This is a genomic window from Bradyrhizobium sp. MI1.4 (assembly GCF_055811315.1).
Genome location: NZ_JBVVPP010000003.1, coordinates 222,760 through 245,749 on the forward strand (window position 1 = coordinate 222,760; position 22,990 = coordinate 245,749).

At 65.5% G+C, this 22,990-nt stretch carries 19 protein-coding genes; 10 read left to right on the plus strand and 9 right to left on the minus strand.

Annotated features, from left to right (window positions below; genetic code table 11):
* Window positions 1-121: 121 nt before the first annotated feature.
* Genes AC0L23_RS05280 through AC0L23_RS05290 form a run of 3 tightly spaced genes read right to left on the minus strand, consistent with a single transcriptional unit; the run spans window position 122 to window position 2,599 of the window.
* Window positions 122-1,036, minus strand: a complete 915-nt coding sequence (locus AC0L23_RS05280; protein WP_007593675.1) for an SDR family oxidoreductase — start codon at window positions 1,034-1,036, stop codon at window positions 122-124.
* A 5-nt stretch (window positions 1,037-1,041) separates the two neighbouring features.
* Complete coding sequence (locus AC0L23_RS05285) at window positions 1,042-2,181, minus strand: thiolase C-terminal domain-containing protein (RefSeq protein ID WP_085362325.1); 1,140 nt, start codon at window positions 2,179-2,181, stop codon at window positions 1,042-1,044.
* Window positions 2,182-2,185: 4 nt separating this feature from the next.
* Window positions 2,186-2,599: a Zn-ribbon domain-containing OB-fold protein gene (locus tag AC0L23_RS05290; RefSeq protein WP_026233272.1), complete on the minus strand. Its 414-nt coding sequence runs from the start codon at window positions 2,597-2,599 to the stop codon at window positions 2,186-2,188.
* 173 nt (window positions 2,600-2,772) lie between these two features.
* Here AC0L23_RS05290 and AC0L23_RS05295 point away from each other — a divergent pair, with 173 nt between their 5' ends.
* The 4 genes from AC0L23_RS05295 to alkB all read left to right on the plus strand — a co-directional run bounded on the left by AC0L23_RS05295 (window position 2,773) and on the right by alkB (window position 6,369).
* The gene (locus tag AC0L23_RS05295) at window positions 2,773-4,122 is read left to right on the plus strand and encodes an amidase (RefSeq protein ID WP_085362326.1); all 1,350 of its coding nucleotides are present in this window, start codon (window positions 2,773-2,775) and stop codon (window positions 4,120-4,122) included.
* Window positions 4,115-4,801: a DUF2848 domain-containing protein gene (locus AC0L23_RS05300; protein WP_085362327.1), complete on the plus strand. Its 687-nt coding sequence runs from the start codon at window positions 4,115-4,117 to the stop codon at window positions 4,799-4,801. The genes AC0L23_RS05295 and AC0L23_RS05300 overlap by 8 nt, the downstream gene beginning before the upstream one ends.
* Before the next feature lie 158 nt (window positions 4,802-4,959).
* Window positions 4,960-5,706 (plus strand): 2OG-Fe(II) oxygenase, encoded by a 747-nt coding sequence (locus AC0L23_RS05305; protein ID WP_085352195.1) that lies wholly within the window; start codon window positions 4,960-4,962, stop codon window positions 5,704-5,706.
* Between the two features lie 9 nt (window positions 5,707-5,715).
* Window positions 5,716-6,369 (plus strand): DNA oxidative demethylase AlkB, encoded by a 654-nt coding sequence (alkB, locus tag AC0L23_RS05310; protein ID WP_198957675.1) that lies wholly within the window; start codon window positions 5,716-5,718, stop codon window positions 6,367-6,369.
* A gap of 168 nt (window positions 6,370-6,537) precedes the next feature.
* On the opposite strand, the gene AC0L23_RS05315 is transcribed toward alkB, so the two are convergent.
* From AC0L23_RS05315 to hpaH, 6 genes are all read right to left on the minus strand, one after another.
* Entirely contained in the window at window positions 6,538-8,166 is a 1,629-nt protein-coding gene (locus AC0L23_RS05315) for a thiamine pyrophosphate-dependent enzyme (protein ID WP_085362329.1), read from the minus strand.
* A 25-nt stretch (window positions 8,167-8,191) separates the two neighbouring features.
* Window positions 8,192-9,061, minus strand: coding sequence for a fumarylacetoacetate hydrolase family protein (locus tag AC0L23_RS05320; protein WP_085362330.1), 870 nt, complete (start codon window positions 9,059-9,061; stop codon window positions 8,192-8,194).
* Window positions 9,062-9,064: 3 nt separating this feature from the next.
* Window positions 9,065-10,048: a 3,4-dihydroxyphenylacetate 2,3-dioxygenase gene (gene hpaD / locus AC0L23_RS05325; RefSeq protein WP_085352199.1), complete on the minus strand. Its 984-nt coding sequence runs from the start codon at window positions 10,046-10,048 to the stop codon at window positions 9,065-9,067.
* A gap of 66 nt (window positions 10,049-10,114) precedes the next feature.
* Window positions 10,115-11,653 carry a 5-carboxymethyl-2-hydroxymuconate semialdehyde dehydrogenase gene (gene hpaE, locus AC0L23_RS05330; protein ID WP_085352200.1) on the minus strand — a complete coding sequence of 513 codons (1,539 nt, stop codon included), beginning with the start codon at window positions 11,651-11,653 and terminating at the stop codon, window positions 10,115-10,117.
* Entirely contained in the window at window positions 11,646-12,044 is a 399-nt protein-coding gene (locus AC0L23_RS05335; RefSeq protein ID WP_085362331.1) for a 5-carboxymethyl-2-hydroxymuconate Delta-isomerase, read from the minus strand. Before AC0L23_RS05335 ends, hpaE begins: the two co-directional genes overlap by 8 nt.
* A 30-nt stretch (window positions 12,045-12,074) precedes the next feature.
* Window positions 12,075-12,881, minus strand: a complete 807-nt coding sequence (gene hpaH, locus AC0L23_RS05340; RefSeq protein WP_085362332.1) for a 2-oxo-hept-4-ene-1,7-dioate hydratase — start codon at window positions 12,879-12,881, stop codon at window positions 12,075-12,077.
* Window positions 12,882-12,991: 110 nt separating this feature from the next.
* Between hpaH and hpaR the strand changes: the two genes are divergently transcribed.
* The 6 genes from hpaR to AC0L23_RS05370 all read left to right on the plus strand — a co-directional run bounded on the left by hpaR (window position 12,992) and on the right by AC0L23_RS05370 (window position 22,957).
* On the plus strand, window positions 12,992-13,510 hold the full coding sequence (hpaR, locus tag AC0L23_RS05345; RefSeq protein ID WP_018456948.1) for a homoprotocatechuate degradation operon regulator HpaR: 519 nt from the start codon (window positions 12,992-12,994) through the stop codon (window positions 13,508-13,510).
* Between the two features lie 239 nt (window positions 13,511-13,749).
* Entirely contained in the window at window positions 13,750-14,526 is a 777-nt protein-coding gene (locus tag AC0L23_RS05350) for an HpcH/HpaI aldolase family protein (protein ID WP_018456947.1), read from the plus strand.
* Between the two features lie 93 nt (window positions 14,527-14,619).
* The gene (locus AC0L23_RS05355; RefSeq protein ID WP_007608034.1) at window positions 14,620-16,143 is read left to right on the plus strand and encodes a UxaA family hydrolase; all 1,524 of its coding nucleotides are present in this window, start codon (window positions 14,620-14,622) and stop codon (window positions 16,141-16,143) included.
* Between the two features lie 104 nt (window positions 16,144-16,247).
* The gene (locus AC0L23_RS05360) at window positions 16,248-19,517 is read left to right on the plus strand and encodes a transglutaminase family protein (protein WP_473356777.1); all 3,270 of its coding nucleotides are present in this window, start codon (window positions 16,248-16,250) and stop codon (window positions 19,515-19,517) included.
* 27 nt (window positions 19,518-19,544) lie between these two features.
* Window positions 19,545-22,082: a circularly permuted type 2 ATP-grasp protein gene (locus tag AC0L23_RS05365; RefSeq protein WP_085362334.1), complete on the plus strand. Its 2,538-nt coding sequence runs from the start codon at window positions 19,545-19,547 to the stop codon at window positions 22,080-22,082.
* Window positions 22,079-22,957, plus strand: a complete 879-nt coding sequence (locus tag AC0L23_RS05370) for a transglutaminase family protein (RefSeq protein ID WP_085362335.1) — start codon at window positions 22,079-22,081, stop codon at window positions 22,955-22,957. Before AC0L23_RS05365 ends, AC0L23_RS05370 begins: the two co-directional genes overlap by 4 nt.
* Window positions 22,958-22,990 lie beyond the last annotated feature (33 nt).

Consider the following 22,990-nt stretch of genomic DNA (forward strand, 5'->3'; position numbering starts at 1 on the left):
CCCAAAGTTGTGTTGGGAGGAAATGATCCGCCAGCAATCGGGCGTAAAGCGGAGCGATCTCCGGACAAGGCAGCCGGAGATCGCAGAGCAGGAATGCCGGAAGTGCGGCTCGACGGGATCCTTACACGGGATCCCACGGGAAGATGTCGGCGGAGCGGTCGAGCTTGTAGAATGATCCCTTCAGCGCCGGCATGCCGTGTTCCGCGATCGATTGCGGCGTCCAGCCCTCGCTCCGGTGCACCGAGCGCAGCGGACGGTTCTGGCTGAACAGGAACAGCTCGTTCATGCGCGCGCCGAAGATCTGCCCGGACACGTCCTTGGCGGCATCGGAGAGCAGATAGGCGCAGACCGGCGCGATCTTCTCCGGGCCCATCTGCTTGATCTTCTCGACGCGCGCCTTCTCGGCTTCGGTCTCGGTCGGGATGGTCCCGATCATGCGGGTCCAGGCGAACGGCGAGACGCAGTTGGAGCGAACGTTGAAGCGGCCCATGTCGAGCGCAATAGACTTCGACAGGCCGACGATGCCGAGCTTGGCGGCGGCGTAATTGGCTTGTCCAAAGTTGCCGATCAGGCCGGAGGTCGAGGTGAAGTGCACGAACGAGCCGGACTCCTGCTCGCGAAAAATCCGCGCCGCGGCGTGGCTGACGTAGAACGAGCCCATCAAATGCACCTTGATGACGGCCTCGAACGCTTCCACGCTCATCTTGTGGAAGATCATGTCGCGCAGGATGCCGGCATTGTTGACCACGCCGTCGAGCCGGCCGAAATGATCGGTCGCGGTCTTCACGATCTTGCTGGCGGGGATGGCTTCGGCCACCGACTCGAAATTGGCGACGGCGGTGCCGCCGCGCTTCTTGATCTCCTCGACCACTTCCTCGGCGGGCGCGGCGCTGGTGCCAGCGCCGTCCGCGGCGACGCCGGGATCGTTGACGACGACCTTGGCGCCCTCGCCGGCGCAGAGCAGCGCGATTTCGCGCCCGATGCCGCGGCCTGCGCCGGTGACGATGATGACCTTGTCTTGCAGTGATTTCGTCATGTGGATTACCTCTCGTTCGTAAACACGATCGTGCCCGACGCGGCGAACATGCCGCCGACGCCGTGACACACCGAAATCTTCGCGTTGGCGACCTGCGCCGGCGCGATACCGCGCATCTGCCGCACGCTCTCCTGGAGCGCGTACATGCCGTACATGCCCGAATGCATGTAGCTCAGGCCGCCGCCATTGGTGTTGAGCGGCAGCTTGCCGCCGGGCCGCGTGTTGCCGTCGGCGATGAACTTTCCGGTCTCCTCGTGCGGCATGAAGCCGAGGTCGCCGAGGCCGAACAGCGGCAGATGCGCAAAGGCGTCGTAGATCATGAGATGGTCGACGTCCTTATGCGCGATGCCGGCCTCCTTGAAGGCGAGGGGCCCCGCGGTCTTGAACGCGCGCGAGGAGTTGAACGTCTCCATCTGGCTGACCATCGGCGTCTCCACGCTCTCGCCGGTGCCCATGATGTAGACGGGCTTGCGCGGAAAATCCCTGGCACGGTCCGCCGAGGTCAGGATCAGCGCACCGCCGCCGTCGGTGACGAGGCAGCATTGCAGCAGGCGGAACGGATAGGCGATCATGCGCGAGTTGAGGACGTCCGCGACCGTGATGGGATCCTTCATCATCGCGCGCGGATTCTTCGCCGCCCACTCCCGCTGCACCACTGCGACCGAGGCGAGCTGCTCGTGCGTGATGCCATAGGTCTTCATGAAGCGAAGCACGGGGATCGGGAACATGCTGGGCGGGCCGTAGACACCGAACGGCGCCTCGAACTGGCCTTGCAGGCTGTCGGCAGGAATCGAGCGCGGCGCCTTGCCGATCATCGACTTGCCGCTCTCGGCATGGGTGATCAGCACCGTCTTGCACAGGCCGGCCTCGATCGCTGCGGCGGCATGGCGGACGTGCAGCATGAAGGAGCAGCCGCCGACCGAGGTGCCGTCCACCCAGGTCGGCTTGATGCCGAGATAGTGGCAGACCTGCTGCGGCGTTTCGACGGCGGTGGCGAAACCATCGATGTCGGACAGCTTCAGCCCGGCATCGGCAATGGCATTGAGCGCCGCATCCGCGTGAAGCTGGAGCTGCGAGGCGTTGGGGATGACACCGAGCTCGGTGGTCTCGGCCGCGCCGACGACGGCAACCTGATTGCTGCGCATGGGCTTACCCCTTCGCCGGACGGAATACGGGAAGGGTGATCTTGTCGTCGAGCGCCTCGAAGGCCACCTCGAGCTTCATGTCGAGTTCGAGCGCCTCCGGTGTCTGCGGGCAGTCGATGATGTTGCTCATCATCCGCGGTCCCTCTTCGAGCTCGACTACCGCAATCGCGTAAGGCGGCGTGAAGCCGGGCGCGGCGGGACGGTGGTTGATCACGTAGCTGTAGAGAAAGCCCTTGCCGCTCGCCTTGAAGATGCTGACCTTGCGCGAGGCGCAGGACGGGCAGAACGGGCGCGGCGGGAAATAGACATGCGCACAGGCGTCGCAGCGCTGCAGGCGCAACTCGCCCGCCTTGGTGCCGTCCCAGAAATGCTGGGTCTCCGGCGTCGGTTTCGGTCGCGCGCGATGCGGTTCGGCCATCTCGGCAGGTCCTCCCAAGGCCAAGCGAAGCCCAGCTGTTGCGATCTTGATGCGACAATCGACCATGGCGCGTCAACGGTCCAGCAATGCGCATGCATGCCATCATGCGCACAATGCTTGTGTCGAAGTGAGGCAGCGCTATACATTGCGCGCAAATATTCCGTGAGACAGACATGCCCGATTTTTCGACACTGAAGAAGCTCGCCGAAGACCTCGAAAGCGGCCGCACCAGCTCCCGCAAGCTGGTCGAGGCTTGCATCGCCAAAATCGCCGATCCGGCCGGCGAGGGGCAGCGTACCTTCATCCATGTGGACAGGGACGCCGCGCTTGTGGCGGCGGATGCGATGGACGGTTTGCGCAAGGTGAAGGCGGCGCCGTCGCGCTACGCCGGTATCCCGGTCTCGATCAAGGATCTCTTCGACATCAAGGGCCAGGTGACGCGCGCCGGCTCCCGCGCGCTCGATGATTCCTCGCCGGCCGAGCAGGATGCCCCCACGGTAGCGCGGCTGCGCAAGGCCGGCTTCGTCGTGATCGGGCGCACCAACATGACCGAGTTCGCCTATTCCGGCATCGGCATCAATCCGCATTACGGCACGCCAAAGGGCGCCTGGAACCGGGCCGAGGGCCACGTGCCCGGCGGTTCGTCCTCGGGTGCCGCGGTGTCCGTGCTCGACGGCATGGCGCATGGCGCGCTCGGCACCGACACCGGCGGCTCCTGCCGGATTCCGGCGGCCTATAACGGCATCGTCGGCTACAAGCCGACGCAGCGGCGCGTGCCGCTCGACGGGGCTGTGCCGCTGTCGTTCTCGCTCGACAGCATCGGGCCGCTGGCACGATCGGTCAGTTGCTGTGCCATTCTCGATGCCGTGCTCGCCAACGAGCTGATCGGCCCGCTGAAGCCGCGACCTGTCAAGGGCATGCGGCTGGCGGTGCCGACCACGATCGCGCTCGATGACCTCGACGCGGCTGTGGCCGGGACATTCGAGCGTGCGCTCAAGAGCCTTGCCGATCACGGCGCGATCATCGAGCGCATGGAGATGGCCGAATTCCACGACATCGGACCGATGAACGCCAAGGGCGGCTTTGCGGCTTCCGAAAGCTACGCCTGGCACCGCTACCTCCTCACATCCAAGGGTGACGTCTACGATCCCCGAGTCTCCGTGCGCATCATGCGCGGCGAGGCGCAGAGCGCGGCGGACTACATCGATCTTCTCCACGAGCGCCGCTCGCTGATCGCCCGCGTCAATGCGCGGATCGCGCCCTATGACGCGCTGGTGCTGCCGACCACCGCCAACACGCCGCCGAAAATCGCCGATCTCGCCGACGACAAGGAGTTCACCAGGGAAAACCTGCGGGCGCTCCGCAATTGCACCCTGATCAACATGATCGACGGTTGCGCCATCTCGCTGCCGGCGCATCGCGAGGGCGAAATTCCCGTCGGCCTGATGCTGGCGGGCGCGGGCGGATCGGACCGCTGTATCTTCGAGCTTGCTGCCGGCATGGAGGCCGTAATTCGTGTTTGACCTGACCTTCACCGTTGACACCCAGGACACCACCACGCCGCTGACGCTGGCGATCGACCAGATGGTCATCGCCGGCTGGACCGGCCGCGATCCGGTCGCGCGCGACAAGCACATTGCCGAGCTGCAGGAGATGGGTATCGCGCCGCCGGCCTCGACGCCGATCTACTACCGTGCCTCGGCGCGGCGGCTGACGCAGGAGGACAGCATCGAATGCACCGGCGGCGATTCCTCCGGCGAGGTCGAGTTCGTGCTGATCGGCTGGCAGGGTCGCATTTTCGTCGGCTGCGGTTCCGACCACACCGACCGCAAGGTCGAAGCCTACAACGTCACGGTGTCCAAGCAGATGTGCGACAAGCCGATCGCATCCACCGTGTGGGAGCTCGAGGACGTCATCGGCCATTGGGACAGGATGATCCTGCGCTCCTGGGCCACGATCAAGGGCGAGCGCGTGCTCTACCAGGAGGGCACGCTCGACGCGATGCTGCCGGTCGTCGACCTCATCGCGCGTGGCTTCGACGGTGGGAAATTCCCCGACGGCTGCGCCATGTTCGGCGGTACGTTTGCGGCGAAGGGCGGCATCCGTCCCGCCGATCGCTTCGATTTCGAGCTGGAGGACCCCGTGCTGAAGCGCACGATCAAGCACGGCTATGACGTGGTGACGCTGCCGGTGCGGGGCTAAAGTCTCTCCTTCGTCATTGCGAGGAGCTCTTGCGACAAAGCAATCCAGACTGGTTCCGCGGAGGAATTCTGGATTGCTTTGCTCCGCTCGCAATGACGGGGAGAGAGACGGAAATCGGGTGGTAGAGGACGGGGCGGTCCTGCGAAGGTCAGAGAGCCATGACAGCAACAGCACGCAAATCGCCTCAATCCCCGTCAGCGGATACTGCCGCCCATGTCGATGCCCTCGACTGGCCGCAAATCACCGGCGAGCTCGACACCCACGGCTCCGCCGTCCTGAAGGGCCTGCTCACGCCGGAGCAGTGCCGCGCCGTCGCCGCGCTCTATCCCGACGACACCAACTTCCGCAGCCGTATCGTCATGGGCCGCCACGGCTTTGGCCGCGGCGAATACAAATATTTCTCCTATCCGCTGCCCGATCTGATCGCGCAGTTGCGCCCGGCGCTCTACGCGCATCTCCAGGGCGTCGCCAATCGCTGGAACGAGGCGATGGGGATCGACATTCGCTATCCCGCCACTCACGCCGCGTTCCTGAAACGATGCCACGAGGCAGGCCAAACGCGGCCGACGCCGCTGCTGTTGCAATATGAGGCCGGCGATTTCAACTGCCTGCATCAGGATCTCTATGGCGAGCACGTGTTCCCGCTCCAGGTCGCGATCCTCTTGTCCGAGCCGGGACGCGATTTCACCGGCGGCGAGTTCGTGCTGACCGAGCAACGCCCGCGCATGCAGTCCCGCGCCGAAGTGGTTCCGCTCGCGCAGGGCGACGCCGTTGCCTTCGCTGTGCATCATCGTCCAGTGCAGGGGACACGCGGCACCTACCGCGTTAATCTCCGCCATGGCGTCAGCCGGATTCGCTCTGGCCAGCGCTACACGCTGGGTGTGATCTTTCACGATGCGAAATAAACGCTGCCGCTGATGGGGGATTTGTTCGATAATGTCGCCGAAGCTCAGCCGTCGCGCGAGAAGATCGCCGACGGCGCCGTGCTGCTGCGCGGCTTCGTCAAGCCGATCGAAAGCGAGTTGATCGATGCGGTGCGCGCCATCGTGGCGCAGTCGCCGTTCCGGCGCATGACCACGCCCGGCGGGCATCTGATGTCGGTCGCCATGACCAATTGCGGCGAGCGCGGCTGGATCACCGATCATACCGGCTATCGCTATGATCCCATCGACCCGCGGACCGGGGCGCCGTGGCCGGCGATGCCACCCGTGCTCCGCGATCTCGCCCGCCGCGCGGCGGACCAGGGCGGCTTTACTGGCTTTGCGCCCGATGCCTGCCTCGTCAACCGCTATGAGCCTGGCACGCGGCTGTCGCTGCATCAGGACAAGGACGAGCTGGATTATTCGGCGCCGATCGTCTCGGTCTCGCTTGGGCTACCTGCGACCTTCCTGTTCGGCGGCCTGGCACGCAACGACAAGCCGCGCCGGTTCCGGCTCGTCCATGGCGATGTCGTGGTCTGGGGCGGGGCTAGCAGGCTCGCCTATCATGGCGTCGCGCCGCTCGCCGATGGTGAACATGCGTTGCTCGGGCCTAAGCGGATCAATCTGACGTTTCGCAGGACGCGCTGATCTTCCTTCTCCCCTTTTGGGAGAAGGTGCCTTCCCGAAAGGGAAGGCGGATGAGGGGTCTCCATCCGCGGAGACAGCCCCTCATCCGTCTCGCCGCCGCTGCGCGTCAGCGATCCACCTTCTCCCGCAAGGGGAGAAGGAAAGAGTTCCGGAACGACGATGCTTCGTTTACGGCTTCGGCGGGTGGATGAATGCCCACGGGCTCACTTCCGAATCCCGCGTCACTTCCACCGAGATCAGATACGGCCCGCCATGGGCGAGCGCCTTCTCCATCGCCGCCTTGAACTGGTCAGGCGCGGTGACGCGCGCGGATGCGACGCCAAAGGACTCCGCCAGCTTGACGAAATCCGGATTGACCAGATCGGACGCCACCACGCGGCCGTCGAAGCGCTCGCGCTGGTCGCGGCGGACATTGCCATAGGCGTTGTTGTTGAACACCAGCGTCACCACGCCGATGTTGAACTGCACGGCGGTGGCGAGCTCCTGCACGCCGAACATGAAGCCGCCGTCGCCAGTGATCGCCACCACCGGCTTGTCGGGATTGGCGACCTTGGCGCCGAGCGCGGTCGGGAAGCCCGAGCCGAGCGTGCCCTGATAGCCGGATGTGATGAAGGTGCGCGGCTCGTAGATCGGGAAGCCGTACCAGGAGGCGAAGCCGAACTGCGACAATTCATCGGTCACGATCGCGTTCGCCGGCAGCACCTCGCGCAGGATGTTGAGATACGCCATTTGCGGCTGGATGCGTTGGATCTCGGCGTGCGCTGTCGCAGTGGCCTCGCGGATCGCTCCCCGCCGGCCGCTGGTCCTGGCATAGCCGGCCTTCTTCACGGCTGCGACCAGATCGGCGGTGCCGGCTTTGGCATCGGCGACGATAGCGACATCGGAGGCGAGCCGGCGCATCTCGGCCGGATCGATATCGACACGAATGGATTTCAGCCCCTTCGGCTGATACGGCCAGCGGAAGCCCGATGCCGGCAGTTCGGCGCGCGTGCCGATTGCGATCATCAAATCGGTTGTCGGCCACAGCTTGTAAGCTGCCGCCATGGTCAGGCCGAGCTCATGCGCGTTGGAGACGATGCCGCGGCCGCTGCGGAAGGCGACAACAGGGGCGTCGATCATCTCGGCGAGTTCGAGAATCTCCTCGCGCGCCTCGATCGCGCCGCTGCCGACGAAGATCATCGGCGCCTTGCTGTTCCTGATCAGCGCGGCCGCTTGCTTGATCATGTCAGGGTCGGGCTGCGGCGCGGGCAGCGGCTCCAGCACTTGCGCAGCCGCGGTGTCGGCGCGCTGGGTGAAGACGTCCCAGGGCATCTCGACCGAAGCGGGGCCACGCCGTCCGGACGTCATCTCCTGGAAGGCGCGCGCGACGGTGGTCGGCGCGTTGCCGGGATATTCGATCCGGTCCGCCCATTTCACATAGGTGCGTAAGGTCGCGAGCTGGTCCGGCATCTCATGCAGATGGCCGCGGCCCTTGCCGAGAAATTGCGTCGGCACCTGGCCGGTGACGCACAGCACCGGCTCGTTGCAGCCGAAGGCGGTGAGCAGCGCGGCGCTGGCGTTGAGCACGCCGGGGCCGGGCACCACGCTGAACACGCCGGGCCTGCCGCTGGAACGGGCATAGCCGAACGCCATGTAGCCGCAGGCCTGCTCGTGCCGCGCGCCGATCACCTTGAGCTGGGCCTGGTGGAAGGCGTCGAACAGGCCGTAGACCTGCGCGCCGGGCAGGCCGAACACGGTGTCAACGCCATGAGCGACAAGGCCGCTTACGATCGCTTCGCCGCCGGTGAGGGTGGTCATGGCATTATTCCATTTCAATCGGTGTTCAGGCTTCGTTGACGACGCCGTTTCGCAAGGTCCCGATGCCATCGGCCGCGACTTCGATAACATCGCCCGGCTTCAGATAGCGCGGCGGATCGAACCGCGCGCCGGCGCCGGTCGGCGTGCCCGTGACGATGATATCGCCGGGAACGAGCGTCGCGAAGGTCGAGATATAGCTGATGAGATAGCGGAACGGAAACATCAATCGGCTGGTGCGGTCGTCCTGCCGCAGCTCGCCATTGACGTGCGTGGTGAGGCGGATGTCGGCGACCTGCGATTCCTGCGTGTAGGGCACCAGCCACGGGCCGAGGCTGCCGCTGGAATCGAAGTTCTTGCCCTGCGTGACGTTGAACTTGGCATGGCGCAGCCAGTCGCGCACCGAGCCTTCATTGCAGAGCGTCAGCGCGGCGACGTGATCGAGCGCCGAACTTTCCGGAATGTGCCGGCCTTGCTTGCCAATCACCAGCACGATCTCGCCCTCATAGTCGAGCTGCGCGGAGGCGCGCGGGCGCACCAGCGGCGTGTCGTGGCCGACGAAGGAGCGCGGCGAGCGCATGAACATGCTCGGATATTTCGGCGCGTCCTGGCCGTCCTTGTACTCGGCATTGCGGTCGGGATAATTGACGCCGATGCAGATGATCTTTTCCGGCGCGGGCACCGGTGGCAGCCAGATGATGTCACCGAGCGCGTGATCGGGCGTGCGGCCGGCGGCCTCTTCGGCGAGGCTCGCGAGCTTTCCTGCGGCGATCACCTCGCGCAGCGTCGGATAATCCTTGGCGTGGCGCGCGGAGAGATCGACAATGCCGCCGTCGACGACGGCGCCGTAGCTGACGGCGCCGTTGACGGAATAGGTGGCGAGGCGAGGGAGATTCATTGCTTAATCCGCCACCAGCACGTCGGCCACGAACTTCGGTTCACGCACGGTCTGCCCGGAGAACGGCGAGCCCTGCTCGAACCAGGAGCGCGGGGCGGGCGCGCCCCACAATGTCTGGCGGCGCGGATCGCGCAGCGACCAGCGCAGCGGCTCGTGGTCGTGATCGCCGGTGAAATAGTCGCTGGTGTAGAGCTCGAGACGGTGTCCATCGGGGTCGCGGACGTAGAGAAAGAATGCGTTCGAGATGCCGTGGCGCCCGGGGCCACGCTCGATGTTCTTCACGAAGCCCTGCGAGGCCATGACGTCGCAGAGGTGGATGATGTTCATCGCCGTCGGCGTCCAGTAGGCGAAGTGGTGCAGCCGCGGGCCCTTGCCGTTGGTGATGGCGAAATCGTGGACATTGCCCTTGCGATGCATCCAGGCCGCGGCTATGCGCCCGTTCGGCCCGTCCTCCTCGGCGTATTCGGTGAGGCGAAAGCCGAGCCGGGCATAGAATTCGACGGTGTCCTGCACCTCGGCGGCGAACACGTTGAAATGGTCGAGCCGCTGCGGGTGGCAGCCCCTGTAGAGATCGTAGCGGCGCAGCAGATGCGGCCGCCGGTCCATCGACGCATACAGCTCGATCTGGAAGCCGAAGGGGTCGGTGAACTGCAGCGTGCGGCCCTGGAACGGTTGATCGACGAAGGCGTAGCCAAGGCCGTTCTCGGACAGGAACTTCGCGGCCTTGTCGAGATCCCCGTCATTGCCGACTTTGAAGCCGAGGCGGTTGCAGGCAGGCGCCGCCGCCTTGCGCAACACCAACGAGTGATGCTGGTGCTCCTCGGCGGCGCGCAAGTAGACGACCTTGTCGTCGGCGTCCTCGACATGCAGGCCGACAACGCTTTCATAGAACTCGCGGCTGAGCTTCAGGTCGGTGACGTCCAGCACGGCGTGGCTGGAGCGGATGATGTTGAACGGCGGCTCGAAGATATGTTGCGGTACGGGCATTGCGTTTCCCCTCTCTAGACCCAGCCATTCCTCGTTGGCGCTCCGCGCGCCGAGGAACCGCGGGCGTTAGATTCCCAGCTTCTGAATCTTATGCGTGCCCCGCGCCAGCGAGACGTGCTTGGTTTCCATGTAGAAATCGAACGAGTAATCGCCGCCGTCGCGGCCGATGCCGGAGGCCTTCATGCCGCCGAACGGCGTCGGCAGATGGCGGACGTTTTCCGAGTTCAGCCAGATCATGCCGGCTTCCAGCGCATCCGCGACACGCAACGCGCGGCCGACATCGTTGGTCCAGACATAGCCGGTCAGGCCGTAGCGGATGTCGTTGGCGATCTCGATCGCGTCTGCTTCGTCCTTGAAGGGCAGCACGGTGAGGAAGGGGCCGAACACCTCTTCCTGCGCCACGCGCATCTTGCCGTGTGCGCCGGTCACCAGGGTCGGCTCGACATAATATCCGCCGCCCGGGCCATCATAGGCCTTGCCGCCGACGGCAATCGTCGCGCCGTCCTGGCGTGCGACGTCGAAATAGGAGCAGACCTTCGCGAGATGACGTTCGTGGATCAGCGGCCCGATCTCGGTGGCGGGATCGAGGGGATGGCCGACCTTCAGCGCTTTCACCCGTGCGGTCAGCTTTTCGACGAATTTTTCGGCGATGCCGGCCTGGATCAGCAAGCGGCTCGACGACGTGCAGCGCTCGCCGTTGAGCGAGTAGATCATGAACACGACCGCATCGAGCGCGCGGTCGAGATCGGCGTCGTCGAACACGATCACCGGGTTCTTGCCGCCGAGTTCGAAATGCACGCGCTTCAAGGTCGGCGCGCCCTGAACCATGATCGCCGAGCCCGTCGAACTTTCGCCGACGAAGCCGATCGCCTTGATGGCGGGATGCTCGGTCAATGCCTTGCCGGCCTCTTCGCCAAAACCGTGGACGGTGTTGAGCACGCCGTCGGGCACGCCGGCTTCCTTGACGAGCTTCGCGAGGATAGCCGCCGTGACCGGCGACCACTCCGCCGGCTTGTGCACGACGGTGCAGCCGGCCGCGAGGGCAGGGGCGATCTTCCAGGTCGAGAGCATGAACGGCGTATTCCACGGCGTGATCACGCCGACCGGGCCGATCGGCACGCGCGTCGAGACGTTCCAATGCTCGTCGCTCGGTGTGTTCTGGCCGTCGCGCGCCTCGCCGCATCGATCGGCGAAGAAGCGGAAATTCTCGGCGGCGCGGATCGCGGCCTTGGCCATGAAGCGATAGGCCTGGCCGGTGTCGATGCATTCGAGCACCGCGATGTCCTCGGCATTGTCCTCGATGGCGTCGGCCACGCGATGCAGCAGCTTCTTCCGCATCGCCGGCCCCATGTCGCGCCAGGATTTGAAGGCGAGTGCGGCAGCGGTGGCGGCGCGATCGACATCCTCGGCATTGCCGCGGGCGACGCTCGCCAGCGTCGCGCCGTCGACCGGCGATTTCGTCTCGAACGTCTCGCCGGAGATCGACGGCACGATCTTGCCGTCGATCATGTGGCCGATACCGTCGGCACGCAGCGTCTTCAGCAGCGGTGCGATGCGGTCGCGATTGGCCTGGAATACGTCGGTTTTCGGCGTGGGCTTATCCATAGGCGGCCTCCGCTTTCAGGGCGTCGTGGATGTTGTTGCGCTTCCAGCTCGTATCCTTGTCGTTGATCTGCATGTCGAACGAGAGCGCGAATTTCGAGCTTGCGAAGACGGGATCAAGATGGCGGGAGAGCGCCTGGAAGATTTGTTCGCCGGCTTTCTTGCGGGTTGGCAGATCGCGGCCTTCGCCGATGCGCAGCACCATGTCGAGAAAGCCGTAATCCTGCCGCGCGTCCGCAATCGCATAATGCTCGCATTTGACAGCGCGGACGCGGATGCCGCCGAGCGGGAAGATGCCGGTCTCGACCGCCGCCTTGCGCACCACCTCGCACGCCGCGCCAATGTCGAGGCGGTCGTCGAGATTGGCCGAATATTCGATCGTGAAATGCGGCATCGCGGTTTCACTCCCTGTCTTTTTGGTCGTCTAAGCGAAGTAGCAGCTCACCGAGCCGTAGGCGCCATAATCGGCTTGAATTGTGTCGCCCTTGCGGGTCTCGATCGGACGGATGAAGGAGCCGGCGAGCACGATTTGCCCGGGCTCGAGCGCAAGGCCGAGCGGTGCGATCTTGTTGGTGAGCCAGGCGACTGCAGTCGCGGGATGATTGAGCACGCCGGCGGCAAGGCCGGTCTCTTCCAGCTGGCCGTTCTTGAAACAGAGCGCGCCGATCCAGCGCAGGTCCGCGTCCAGCGGGCGGATCGGCCGTCCGCCGAGCACGATGCCGGCATTGGCCGCGTTGTCGGCAATGGTGTCGAAGATCTTTCGGGTCGCCTTGGTCTGGGGATCGACGCGCTCGATGCGCGTGTCCAGAATCTCCAGCGCCGGCACGACGAAGTCGGTGGCGTTGAGCACGTCGAACAGCGTGCAGTCGGGGCCCGCGAGGCGCTTGCTCATGACGAAGGCGAGCTCGGCTTCCACGCGCGTCGCGATGAAGCGCTCCGTCGGGACGAGGCCACCATCGGCGAAGAACATGTCGTCGAGCAATACGCCGGAATCCGGCTCGTTGATGCCAAGCGCGCTCTGCATCGCCTTCGAGGTCAGGCCGATCTTGTGTCCCCGGACGATGCGCCCCTCGGCGACCTTGACGTCGACCCAGGCCTTCTGAATCGCGTAGGCGTCAGCGATGCTGATGTCGGGAAAGTCCTGCGAGAGCTGCCGGATCTGCGTACGGGTCTTTTCCGCCTGGTGCAGACGGTTCGCGCAAGCTCGGATATCGTCGTTTGAAAGCGCCATGTGTAATCTTACAAATCGTCGTGCCGGAAGATGCTTAACATGTTAAGTGAATGCGTCAATCGCAAATTGGCTTGCTGCACTGCAAACGTTTCGCGGCTTGAAAGGGCGTCATGACGAAGAGACCGGCTGATCCTGCGAACGGAAGTGAGCCCGCCGTGCGGCAGGTGCCGATGCGCGACTTCTCGCGTTCGCTGCCGATGTCGTTGCTGCGGGCACGCGAGGCGGTGATGCGGCAATTCCGTCCCTCGCTGCGCACGCATGGCCTGACCGAGCAGCAATGGCGCATCCTGCGCGCGCTCGCGGCGATCGACACGGTCGAGGTCACGGAACTCGCGCGCACCGCGTTCCTGCTCGGCCCGAGCCTGTCGCGCATCCTGCGTGATCTCGAGGCGCGCAATCTGATCGAGCGCAAGACCGCCAAGGCGGACCAGCGCCGCAGCATGGTCTCGATCTCGGAAAAGGGCGTGAAGCTGATGGCTTCCGTCGCGCCGTCCTCCGAAGCGATTTATGCCGAAATCACGCGCCGCTTTGGCGCACGCAAGCTCGTCGAATTGCAGGAGATGCTCAGCGAGCTCGAACAAAGTCTCGCAGGGCTCGGCGCGGGCGAGGAGGCAAGTGCCGAGGAGTGAAAGCAGATATGCGCGAGCGCGCGGCAACAATCATGGACATCGCCGCATTTTTTCGCTCAAAGTGCCCCGCAGCCGATGCGCAAAAATCGGCGCGCCGGGACGGATTGCGCCGCCTTTGCCAGTGACAGCTTGCGTCATCGCGAGCGTAGCGCGGCGGTCGGGTTCGCGCTAATAACGGCATCGTGCTGTCGCGGCGCTCGTCATGGTGACGAAGGTCCAAAACAAAGAAGGAAGGCAACGTGGCGAACAAGGTCAAGGAAATCTGGAAGTCGGGCAAGGCCGTGGTCAACGCGTGGCTCGCGATTCCCTCCGGCTTCTCGGCCGAGATGATCGCGCAATGCGGCTTCGACAGCGTCACCGTCGACATGCAGCACGGCGTGCAGGATTATCTGTCGATGGTGCAGTGCTTCCAGGCGATGGACAAGCATCCGATCACGCCGATGGTCCGCGTGCCCTGGAACGAGCCCGGCATCATCGGCAAGGTGCTCGATGGCGGCGCCTATGGCGTGATCTGCCCGATGGTCAACACGCCGCAGGAAGCCAGGAACCTCGTCTCCTATGCCAAGTACCCGCCGAAGGGCGTCCGCTCCAACGGCCCGATCCGCGCCGGCATGTACGGCACCGCGGGCTCCTACCAGAAGACGGCCAACGACGACATCGTGCTGCTGCCGATGATGGAGACCAAAACCGCGGTCGAGAACATGGAAGCGATCTTCGACGTCGAAGGCATCGACGGCGTCTATATCGGCCCGTCCGACCTCGGCTTCTCCTACGGCCTCGAACCGAAGCTCGATCGCACCGAGCCCGAGATCCTTGCGATCTACGAGAAGATCATCAAGGAGTGCGGCAAGCGCGGCCTCAATCCGGGCATCCATTGCAGCGGCGCCGAAGGTGCCGCGCGCGCCATCAACATGGGCTTCAAGCTGGTGACGCTCTCGAACGAGGTCGGCCTGATGACGACCTACGCCAAGATGCAGGTCAACGCCACCCGGAAGGATTCCGGCGGCAAGGCCTGAGAACTCGCGAATGGCGATGGGGAGTAGCGAATGAGCTGCTCCCCTTTTCCATTCGCCACTCGCTACTCACTATTCGTCTGAAGGAGACCTCCCATGACCATCAGCCCCGTCATTCGCCTGCATCCCGATGATGGCGTGCTGATCGCGCGCGCGAGCTTGCCGCCGGGAACATTGGTGGCCGACGGCGTGACGACGGTCGAGCGCATTCCTTCCGGCCACAAGGTCGCGATCAAGCCGATCGCATTGGGCGAGCCGGTGATACGCTACGGCCAGATCATCGGCTTTGCGACGGTGCCGATCGCGCCGGGCCAGCACGTGCACGTGCAGAACTGCGGCATGGGCGATTTCGCCAAGGACTATGCCTATTGCGCCGACGTCAAGCCGACGCCGAATTTCGATCTGCCGGCGAGCTTCGAAGGCATCCGCCGCCCGGACGGCCGCGTCGCCACGCGCAACTATATCGGCATCCTCACCTCGGTGAATTGCAGCGCGCATGTCGCAAGCCTCGTCGCCGACGTCTTCAAGAAGAATCCCTTCACCGGCGATAATCCGCTGGCCGACTTCCCCAATGTCGACGGCGTGGTTGCGCTGACCCACAAGACCGGCTGCGGCATGACGCAGAACGAGCCCTTAGCGCTGCTCCGCCGCACGCTCGGTGGCTATGCGCGGCACGTGAACTTCTCCCACGTCATCGTGCTCGGCCTCGGCTGCGAGGTGAACCAGATCGGCGGCCTGATGGAAGAGCAGAAGCTCGCCGGCCGCCTGCGCGCGATGGACATCCAGGAGGTCGGCGGCACCCGCAAGACGGTGGAAGCCGGCATCGCCTTCGTGCGCGAGGCGCTTGCGGAGTCCAACAAGGTCAAGCGCGAGTCCGTTCCGGTGAGCGAATTGACCGTGGCGCTGCAATGCGGCGGTTCGGACGGCTATTCCGGTGTCTCCGCCAATCCGGCGCTGGGTGCGGCCAGCGATCTCATCGTACGTCACGGCGGCACCGTGATCCTGTCGGAGACGCCGGAGACCTATGGCGCCGAGCATCTGCTCACGCGCCGCGCCGTCAGCCGCGAAGTCGGCGAGAAGCTGGTCGATCTCATGCGCTGGTGGGACGAATACACGACGCGCGAAGGCGCCGAGATGAACGCCAATCCCAGCCCGGGCAACAAGGCCGGCGGTCTCACCACCATTTTGGAGAAGTCGCTCGGCGCGATGGCGAAGGCCGGCACCACCAATCTCGTCGAGGTGCTGCGCTACGCCGAACCCATCACCAAGAAGGGTTTCGTGTTCATGGACACGCCTGGCTACGATCCCGTTGCCGCGACCGGGCAGGTCGCCGGCGGCGCCAATCTGGTCTGCTTCACCACGGGTCGCGGCAGCGTGTTCGGGTGCAAGCCGGCGCCTTCGATCAAGCTCGCGACCAACACGCCCATGTACAAGCGCATGGAAGAGGACATGGACGTCAATTGCGGCACCATCCTCGAAGGCGAGGAGAGCGTCCAGCAGTGCGGCCAGCGCATTTTCGATCTCATCCTCAAGACCGCGTCCGGACAGCCGACCAAGAGCGAGAGTTTTGATTTCGGCGGCGCCGAGTTCGCGCCCTGGGTGCTGGGCGCGACGATGTAGCAAAGGCGTAGCCCGTGCCGTAGGCACGGTCTGCCCGTTGTTAGTGCTTGATCGAGGTCACCAGCGGTGTTCTGCTCAAAAAAGCTGCTGGAGTACCGCACCCCGTGTCGATCTACGTCGCATTACACCACGTCACGCATTACAAATACGACCGCCCGATCGATCTCGGCCCGCAGACCATCCGTCTGCGGCCGGCGCCGCATACCCGCACGCCGATCCTGAGCTATTCGCTCAAGGTCACGCCGGCCAATCATTTCGTGAACTGGCAGCAGGATCCGCTAGGCAATTGGATCGCGCGCTACGTCTTCCCGGAGAAGACGACCGAGCTCAAGATCGAGGTCGATTTCACGGCGCAGATGACCACGGTCAATCCGTTCGACTTCTTCGTCGAGCCCTATGCCGACAGCTTTCCGTTCGAATATACGCAAGATCTCAAGACGGAACTCGCGCCTTATCTCGAGACCGTCAAGCCCGATCGGCTGTTCGCGAAATATCTCGATACGATCCCGCACGAAGCCCCGAACACCGTCAACTTCCTGGTCGATCTCAACAGGGAGTTGCAGAAAAGGATCGGCTACGTCATCCGCATGGAGGCGGGCGTGCAGACGCCGGAGGAGACGCTCTCCTCCGCGGCCGGCTCATGCCGTGACTCCGCCTGGCTTCTGATCCAGACCTTCCGTCACCTCGGTCTCGCCGCCCGTTTCGTCTCCGGCTATTTGATCCAGGTCCGTCCCGACATCGATCCGATCGAGGGGCCGCCGGAGGTCGAGAACGATTTCACCGATCTGCACGCCTGGGCCGAGGTCTACCTGCCGGGCGCGGGCTGGATCGGCTTCGACGCGACCTCGGGCATGCTTGCGGGCGAGGGCCACATCCCGGTCGCCGCGACGCCGCACTACCGCTCGGCGGCGCCGATCTCCGGCGGCGCAGGCTTCGCCGAGGTCGAATTCGCCTTCGACATGAGCGTCAAGCGCATTCGCGAGGCGCCGCGCATCACAAAGCCGTTCTCCGACGAATCCTGGATACGGCTGAACGATCTCGGCGAGCAGGTCGACGGCGATCTTGCGGCCCACGACGTGCGTCTGACCATGGGCGGCGAGCCGACCTTCGTCTCCGTCGATGATCTCGAAGGCGCCGAGTGGAACACGGACGCCGTCGGCCCGACCAAGCGCGGGCTCGCCGACGATCTGATCCGCCGCCTGCGCGCGCGTTTCGGACCCGGCGGCCTGCTGCACTTCGGGCAAGGCAAATGGTATCCCGGCGAAAGCCTGCCGCGTTGGGCGTTTGGCCTGTACTGGCGCAAGGACGGCGTGCCGATCTGGAAGAATGCCGACCTCATCGCCAGCATCGAAAATCCGCGGTCGGCGCAGGCCAAGGACGTCCAGGCGTTCGTGGAGGGCACGGCGCTGCGGCTCGGGCTCGATCCCGGCTACATCATGCCAGCCTATGAGGACACCGCGTACTGGCTGCAGAAGGAATCCGAGCTTCCCGTCAACGTCGATCCTTCCGATTCCAAATTGTCCGATCCGGAGGCCCGCGCGCGGATGGCGCGGGTGTTCGAACAGGGGCTCAACAACCCTCGCGGCTTCGTGCTGCCGGTGCAGCGCTGGAATGCGGCGCCACGCTGGCGCAGCGAGCGCTGGCAGCTCCGGCGCAGTCATCTGTTCCTGATGCCGGGCGATTCGCCGCTCGGCCTGCGCTTGCCGCTGGACTCGCTCGGCTATGTCCCGCCCGATCAATATCCCTACATCGTCGAGCGGGATCCGATGGAGGCCCGCGGCAAACTGCCGGTGTTCAGCCTTCCGGCGCGTCCGGCCGCGCCGGAGCGGCTCGAGCCCGAACAGCTCAACACCTCGGTCCCCGTCCGCACCGCGATGTCGGTCGAGGTCCGCGACGGCGTGCTCTGCGCCTTCATGCCGCCGGTCGAGAAGATCGAGGATTATCTCGAGATGATCGCGGCGCTCGAAGCGACTGCCGAGGAGATGCAGCTCCAGGTCCATGTCGAGGGTTATCCGCCGCCATTCGATCCGCGTGTCGACGTGATCAAGGTGACGCCCGATCCCGGCGTGATCGAGGTCAACGTCCAGCCGGCAAAGAACTGGCGCGAGGCGGTCGACATCACCGTCGGGCTCTATGAGGATGCCGGCAAGACACGCCTCGGTGCCAATCGCTTCTTGGTCGATGGTCGCCACACCGGCACCGGCGGCGGCAATCACGTCGTGGTCGGCGGCTCGAGCCCGCAGGACTCGCCGTTCCTGCGCCGGCCTGATCTGTTGAAGAGCCTGGTGCTGCACTGGCAGCGGCATCCGTCGCTGTCCTATTTCTTCTCCGGCCTGTTCATCGGCCCGACCAGCCAGGCGCCGCGCATCGACGAAGCCCGCCACGACAGCATTTACGAGCTCGAGGTCGCGCTTACGCACGTGCCGCCGCCGGGCACTCAGGCGCCGCTGTGGCTGGTAGATCGCTTGTTCCGGCATCTCCTCGTCGACATCACCGGCAACACCCATCGCGCCGAGATCTGCATCGACAAGCTCTATTCACCGGACGGCACGACCGGCCGCCTCGGTCTCGTTGAATTCCGCGCGCTCGAAATGCCGCCGGATCCACGCATGTCGCTGGCGCAGCAGCTACTGATCCGCGCGCTGATCGCAAAATTCTGGCGCGAGCCGCAACAAGGCAAGTTCGTGCGATGGGGCACCGCGCTGCACGACCGCTTCATGCTGCCGCACTTCATCTGGGAGGATTTCCTCGAAGTGCTCACCGAGTTGAAGCAGTCCGGGTATCCGTTCGAGCCTGAATGGTATCTGGCCCAGCTCGAATTCCGCTTCCCCGCGTTCGGCCGCATCCATCATGGCGGCGTGACGCTGGAGCTGCGGCAGGCGCTGGAGCCTTGGCACGTCCTCGGCGAGGAGGGCTCGGCCGGCGGCACCGTGCGCTATGTCGACTCGTCGGTCGAGCGGCTTCAGGTCAAGGCGGAAGGCTTCGTCGCGGGCCGCCATATCGTCGCCTGCAACGGCCGCCGCCTGCCGATGACCGCCACCGGCCGCTCTGGTGAAGCCGTGGCCGGCGTCCGCTTCAAGGCCTGGCAGCCGGCCTCAGGCCTGCACCCGACCATTCCCGTTCATGCGCCCCTGACCTTTGACCTCATCGACACCTGGAACGGCCGCTCGCTCGGCGGCTGCGTCTATCATGTCGCCCATCCGGGCGGCCGCAGCTACGACACCAAGCCCGTCAACACCTACGAGGCCGAGGCGCGGCGGCTGGCGCGCTTCCAGGACCATGGCCATACGCCGGGTCCGATGCAGCCGCCGCCCGAGGAACGCACAAATGAGTTTCCGCTGACCCTCGACTTGCGGACCCCGCTCCTGCAATGAGTATGATGCCGGGGCAGGGAGTGGCGCATGGCCGAGGGCGCAGCCGAAGAGGACGACAGGGCGGGTCAGGCGCAAGGTCAACGTGATGGCCAGCGCGAAGGCCAGCGCCGCTTCGCGCAATGGGTCCGCGACTACAGGCGCCTGCCCGACATCCCCGACGAGTTTCTCGGCCCGGACGGCAAGCCCCGCGCGGTCTGGAGCCGCTTCTTCGATGCCTTCGGTGCGCTCGCGCCCGATGAGGTTGAGCGGCGGTTTGGCATGGCCGACCGTCATCTCCGCGAGGCCGGCGTCACCTATCGCGCGCCCGGCGAGAGCGCCGACCGGCCCTGGTCGATCAGCCATCTGCCGCTGCTGATTGACGAGGCCGACTGGAAGCAGCTGTCCGACGGCATCACCCAGCGCGCCGAGTTGCTCGAGCTCGTGCTGCGTGACATCTATGGCGAGGGCCGCCTCGTCGCCGAAGGCGCGCTGCCGGCGGCCGCGATCGCGGGGAGCCCCGAATATCTCCGTCCCGCCTGCGGCGTGCCGCCGCCGGGCGGGCGCTATCTCTCGCTCTATGCCGCCGATGTCGGCCGCGGGCCCGACGGACGCTGGTGGGTGCTCGGCGATCGCACGCAGGCGCCGTCGGGTGCGGGCTATGCGCTGGAGAACCGCCTGGTGCTCTCGCGCGCCTTCTCGGACCTCTACAAGTCGATGAACGTGCCGCGCGTCGCGCCGTTCTTCGAGGCGTTTCGCGACAGTCTTCGGGCGCGCGCCGACCGCGACGAGCCGCGGATTGGCGTGCTCACGCCGGGCAGCTTCAGCGAGACCTATTTCGAGCACGCGACGTTGGCGCGCTATCTCGGCTTCCTGCTGGTCGAGGGCGACGATCTCGCCGTCAGCGACAATCATATCCACATCCGCACGGTTGCAGGCCTCAAGCGCCTCGACGTGCTGCTGCGCCGTGTCGATTCCAATTCGCTCGATCCGCTCGAGCTCGATGCCTCGTCACGGCTGGGCGTCCCCGGCCTGATCGACGTGCTGCGCAAGGACGGCGTCGTCGTCGCCAACATGCCGGGCTCGGGTGTCCTCGAGGCGCGCGCGATGCTCGGCTTCCTGCCGGCGCTCAGCCGCCGGCTGCTCGGCGAAGAGCTGAAGATGCCGCACATCGCGACCTGGTGGTGCGGCCAGCGCTCGGCGCGCGACGAAGTGTTGTCGCGGCTCGACGAGGTCGCGATCGAAGGCGCGTATCGGCGCGGCGTTCCCGGTTTCGACAGCAACGGTCCGGTGCTCGCGAGCGAACTCGACGCCGCCGGGCGCCGGCGCCTGAGCGACGCCATCGCTGCGCGCGGCATGGACTATGTCGGCCAGGAGGTGGTGCGGCTCTCGACCATGCCGGTGTGGGAACAGGGGCAAATCACGCCGCGTCCCTTCGTGCTGCGCGTGTTCGCAGCCGCGACGCCGGACGGCTGGGCCATCATGCCCGGCGGCTTCTGCCGGATCGCCGAGCAGCCGGATGCGCGCGCGGTGTCGATGGGCGACGGCGCGCGCTCCGCCGACGTCTGGGTGGTCTCGGACAAGCAGGTCTCGACCGCGACGCTGCTGCCTGCGATCGACAAGGTGCGCATCCGCCGTATCGCCGGCGTGCTGCCGAGCCGCGCCGCCGACAATCTGTTCTGGCTCGGCCGCTATCTCGAACGCGCCGAGGCGACGCTGCGGCTGGTGCGGGCGCTGGGCTCGCCGAGCGGGCCCAACAAGGGCACCGCGGCCTCACTGCAATCGGCGGAACGTATCCAGCGCCTGCTGGTGACTTGGGGCGCGATCTCGCAGACCTCGCGCGCGGCGCCCGGCCGCATCGTTGCCGAAGCGCTGCAGAGCCCGGAGCGTTTCGGCTCGGCACTGTCGCTGGTCCGCGCGGCCCAGCGCACGGCGACCTCCTTGCGCGAGCGGCTGTCGCCCGATGCCTGGCAAGTCATCACGGAGATGGTCGAGCGGCTGGCCGTCGAGGTCGAGGACGACGACAGCGTGCTGAGCGCGGCCGAGTTGACCTTGCAGGAGCTCGCGAGCTTTGCCGGCCTTGCGCATGAGAACATGAACCGCGCCGCCGGCTGGCGCTTCCTCGATATCGGTCGGCGCACCGAGCGCGCCATCAACACCACGCGCTTTGCCCGGCAGTTTGCCTATGACGAGGCCGGCGACGAGGATCTCGATATCCTGCTGACGCTGGTGGATTGCCAAATCACCTACCGCTCGCGCTATCTGCTGGCGCCGATCCTGGCGCCGGTGCGAGACCTCGCCGTGCTCGACAATTACAATCCGCGTTCCGTGGCGTTCCAGGTGACGACGCTGAACGAACACATCGCCGCACTGCCGAGCCTGAAGGAGCACGGCCTGATCGAGAAGCCGCAGCGGCTTGCGGTCGCGCTGCAGGCGATGCTCGCGACCGCGCAGGCCGAAAAGCTCGAGGTCAAGACGCTGTTCGCCCTGGAGCAGGATCTGCTCAGCCTCGCCGAGGCGGTCGGGCAGCACTATTTCCCGCACGGTCCCAATGCGAGCCGGCCGGAAAAGCTGACGGGGCTGGCGTGATCTACGATATCCGTCACGTCACCACCTACGAATACGAGAGCCCGGTTAGCTTCGCGCGCTGCACGCTGCGGCTGGAGCCGAGGAGCGGCAATGGCCAGGAGCTGATTTCGCATAAGGTCGAGATCCGTCCGCGCCCTGCGGAGCGTAGCGTCCGGCGCGATTTCTTCGGCACGTTGACCGAGAGTGTCGTGATCGAGGCCGCGCATCGCACCCTGCGCATCGATTCCCGCTCTCGCGTGAAGGTGTCGCGCCAGCCGCCGGCGCGCGCCGCTGTCAGCCCGGCCTGGGAGAACATTCGCGACATCGCCTTCGAGGCGACGAGCCTCGGGCCGTCCTCGCCGGTCGGCTATGTCTTTGCGAGCCCGCTAGTGCCGGTGCTGGGACCGGTCAGCGCCTATGCGGCGGAAAGCTTTGCGCCCGGCGCGGGCATCCTTGCCGGGGCGGTCGATCTGATGCATCGCATCCGCACCGAATTTCGCTACGACCCCAAGGCGACGGTGATCTCGACGCCGCTCAACGAGGTCTTCGTCAAGCGCCATGGCGTCTGTCAGGATTTTGCCCATGTCATGATTGCGGGCTTGCGCGGGCTGGGCCTGCCCGCGGCCTATGTCAGCGGATATTTGCGCACCATTCCGCCGGCGGGCCAGCCGCCCCTGCAGGGCGCCGACGCCACCCATGCCTGGGTGTCGCTGTGGTGCGGGGACGAGCTTGGCTGGGTCGATTTCGACCCGACCAACGATCTTATGGTTGCTGGCGACCATATCGTGCTCGCAGTCGGCCGCGACTTCTCCGACGTTTCGCCGGTCGACGGCATCATCGTCGGCTCGCCGAAGCAGAAGCTCGACGTCGCCGTCGACGTGCTGTTGGTGGAATGATTGCGGGTCCTGCCCGCGACACCCATCCCGGGT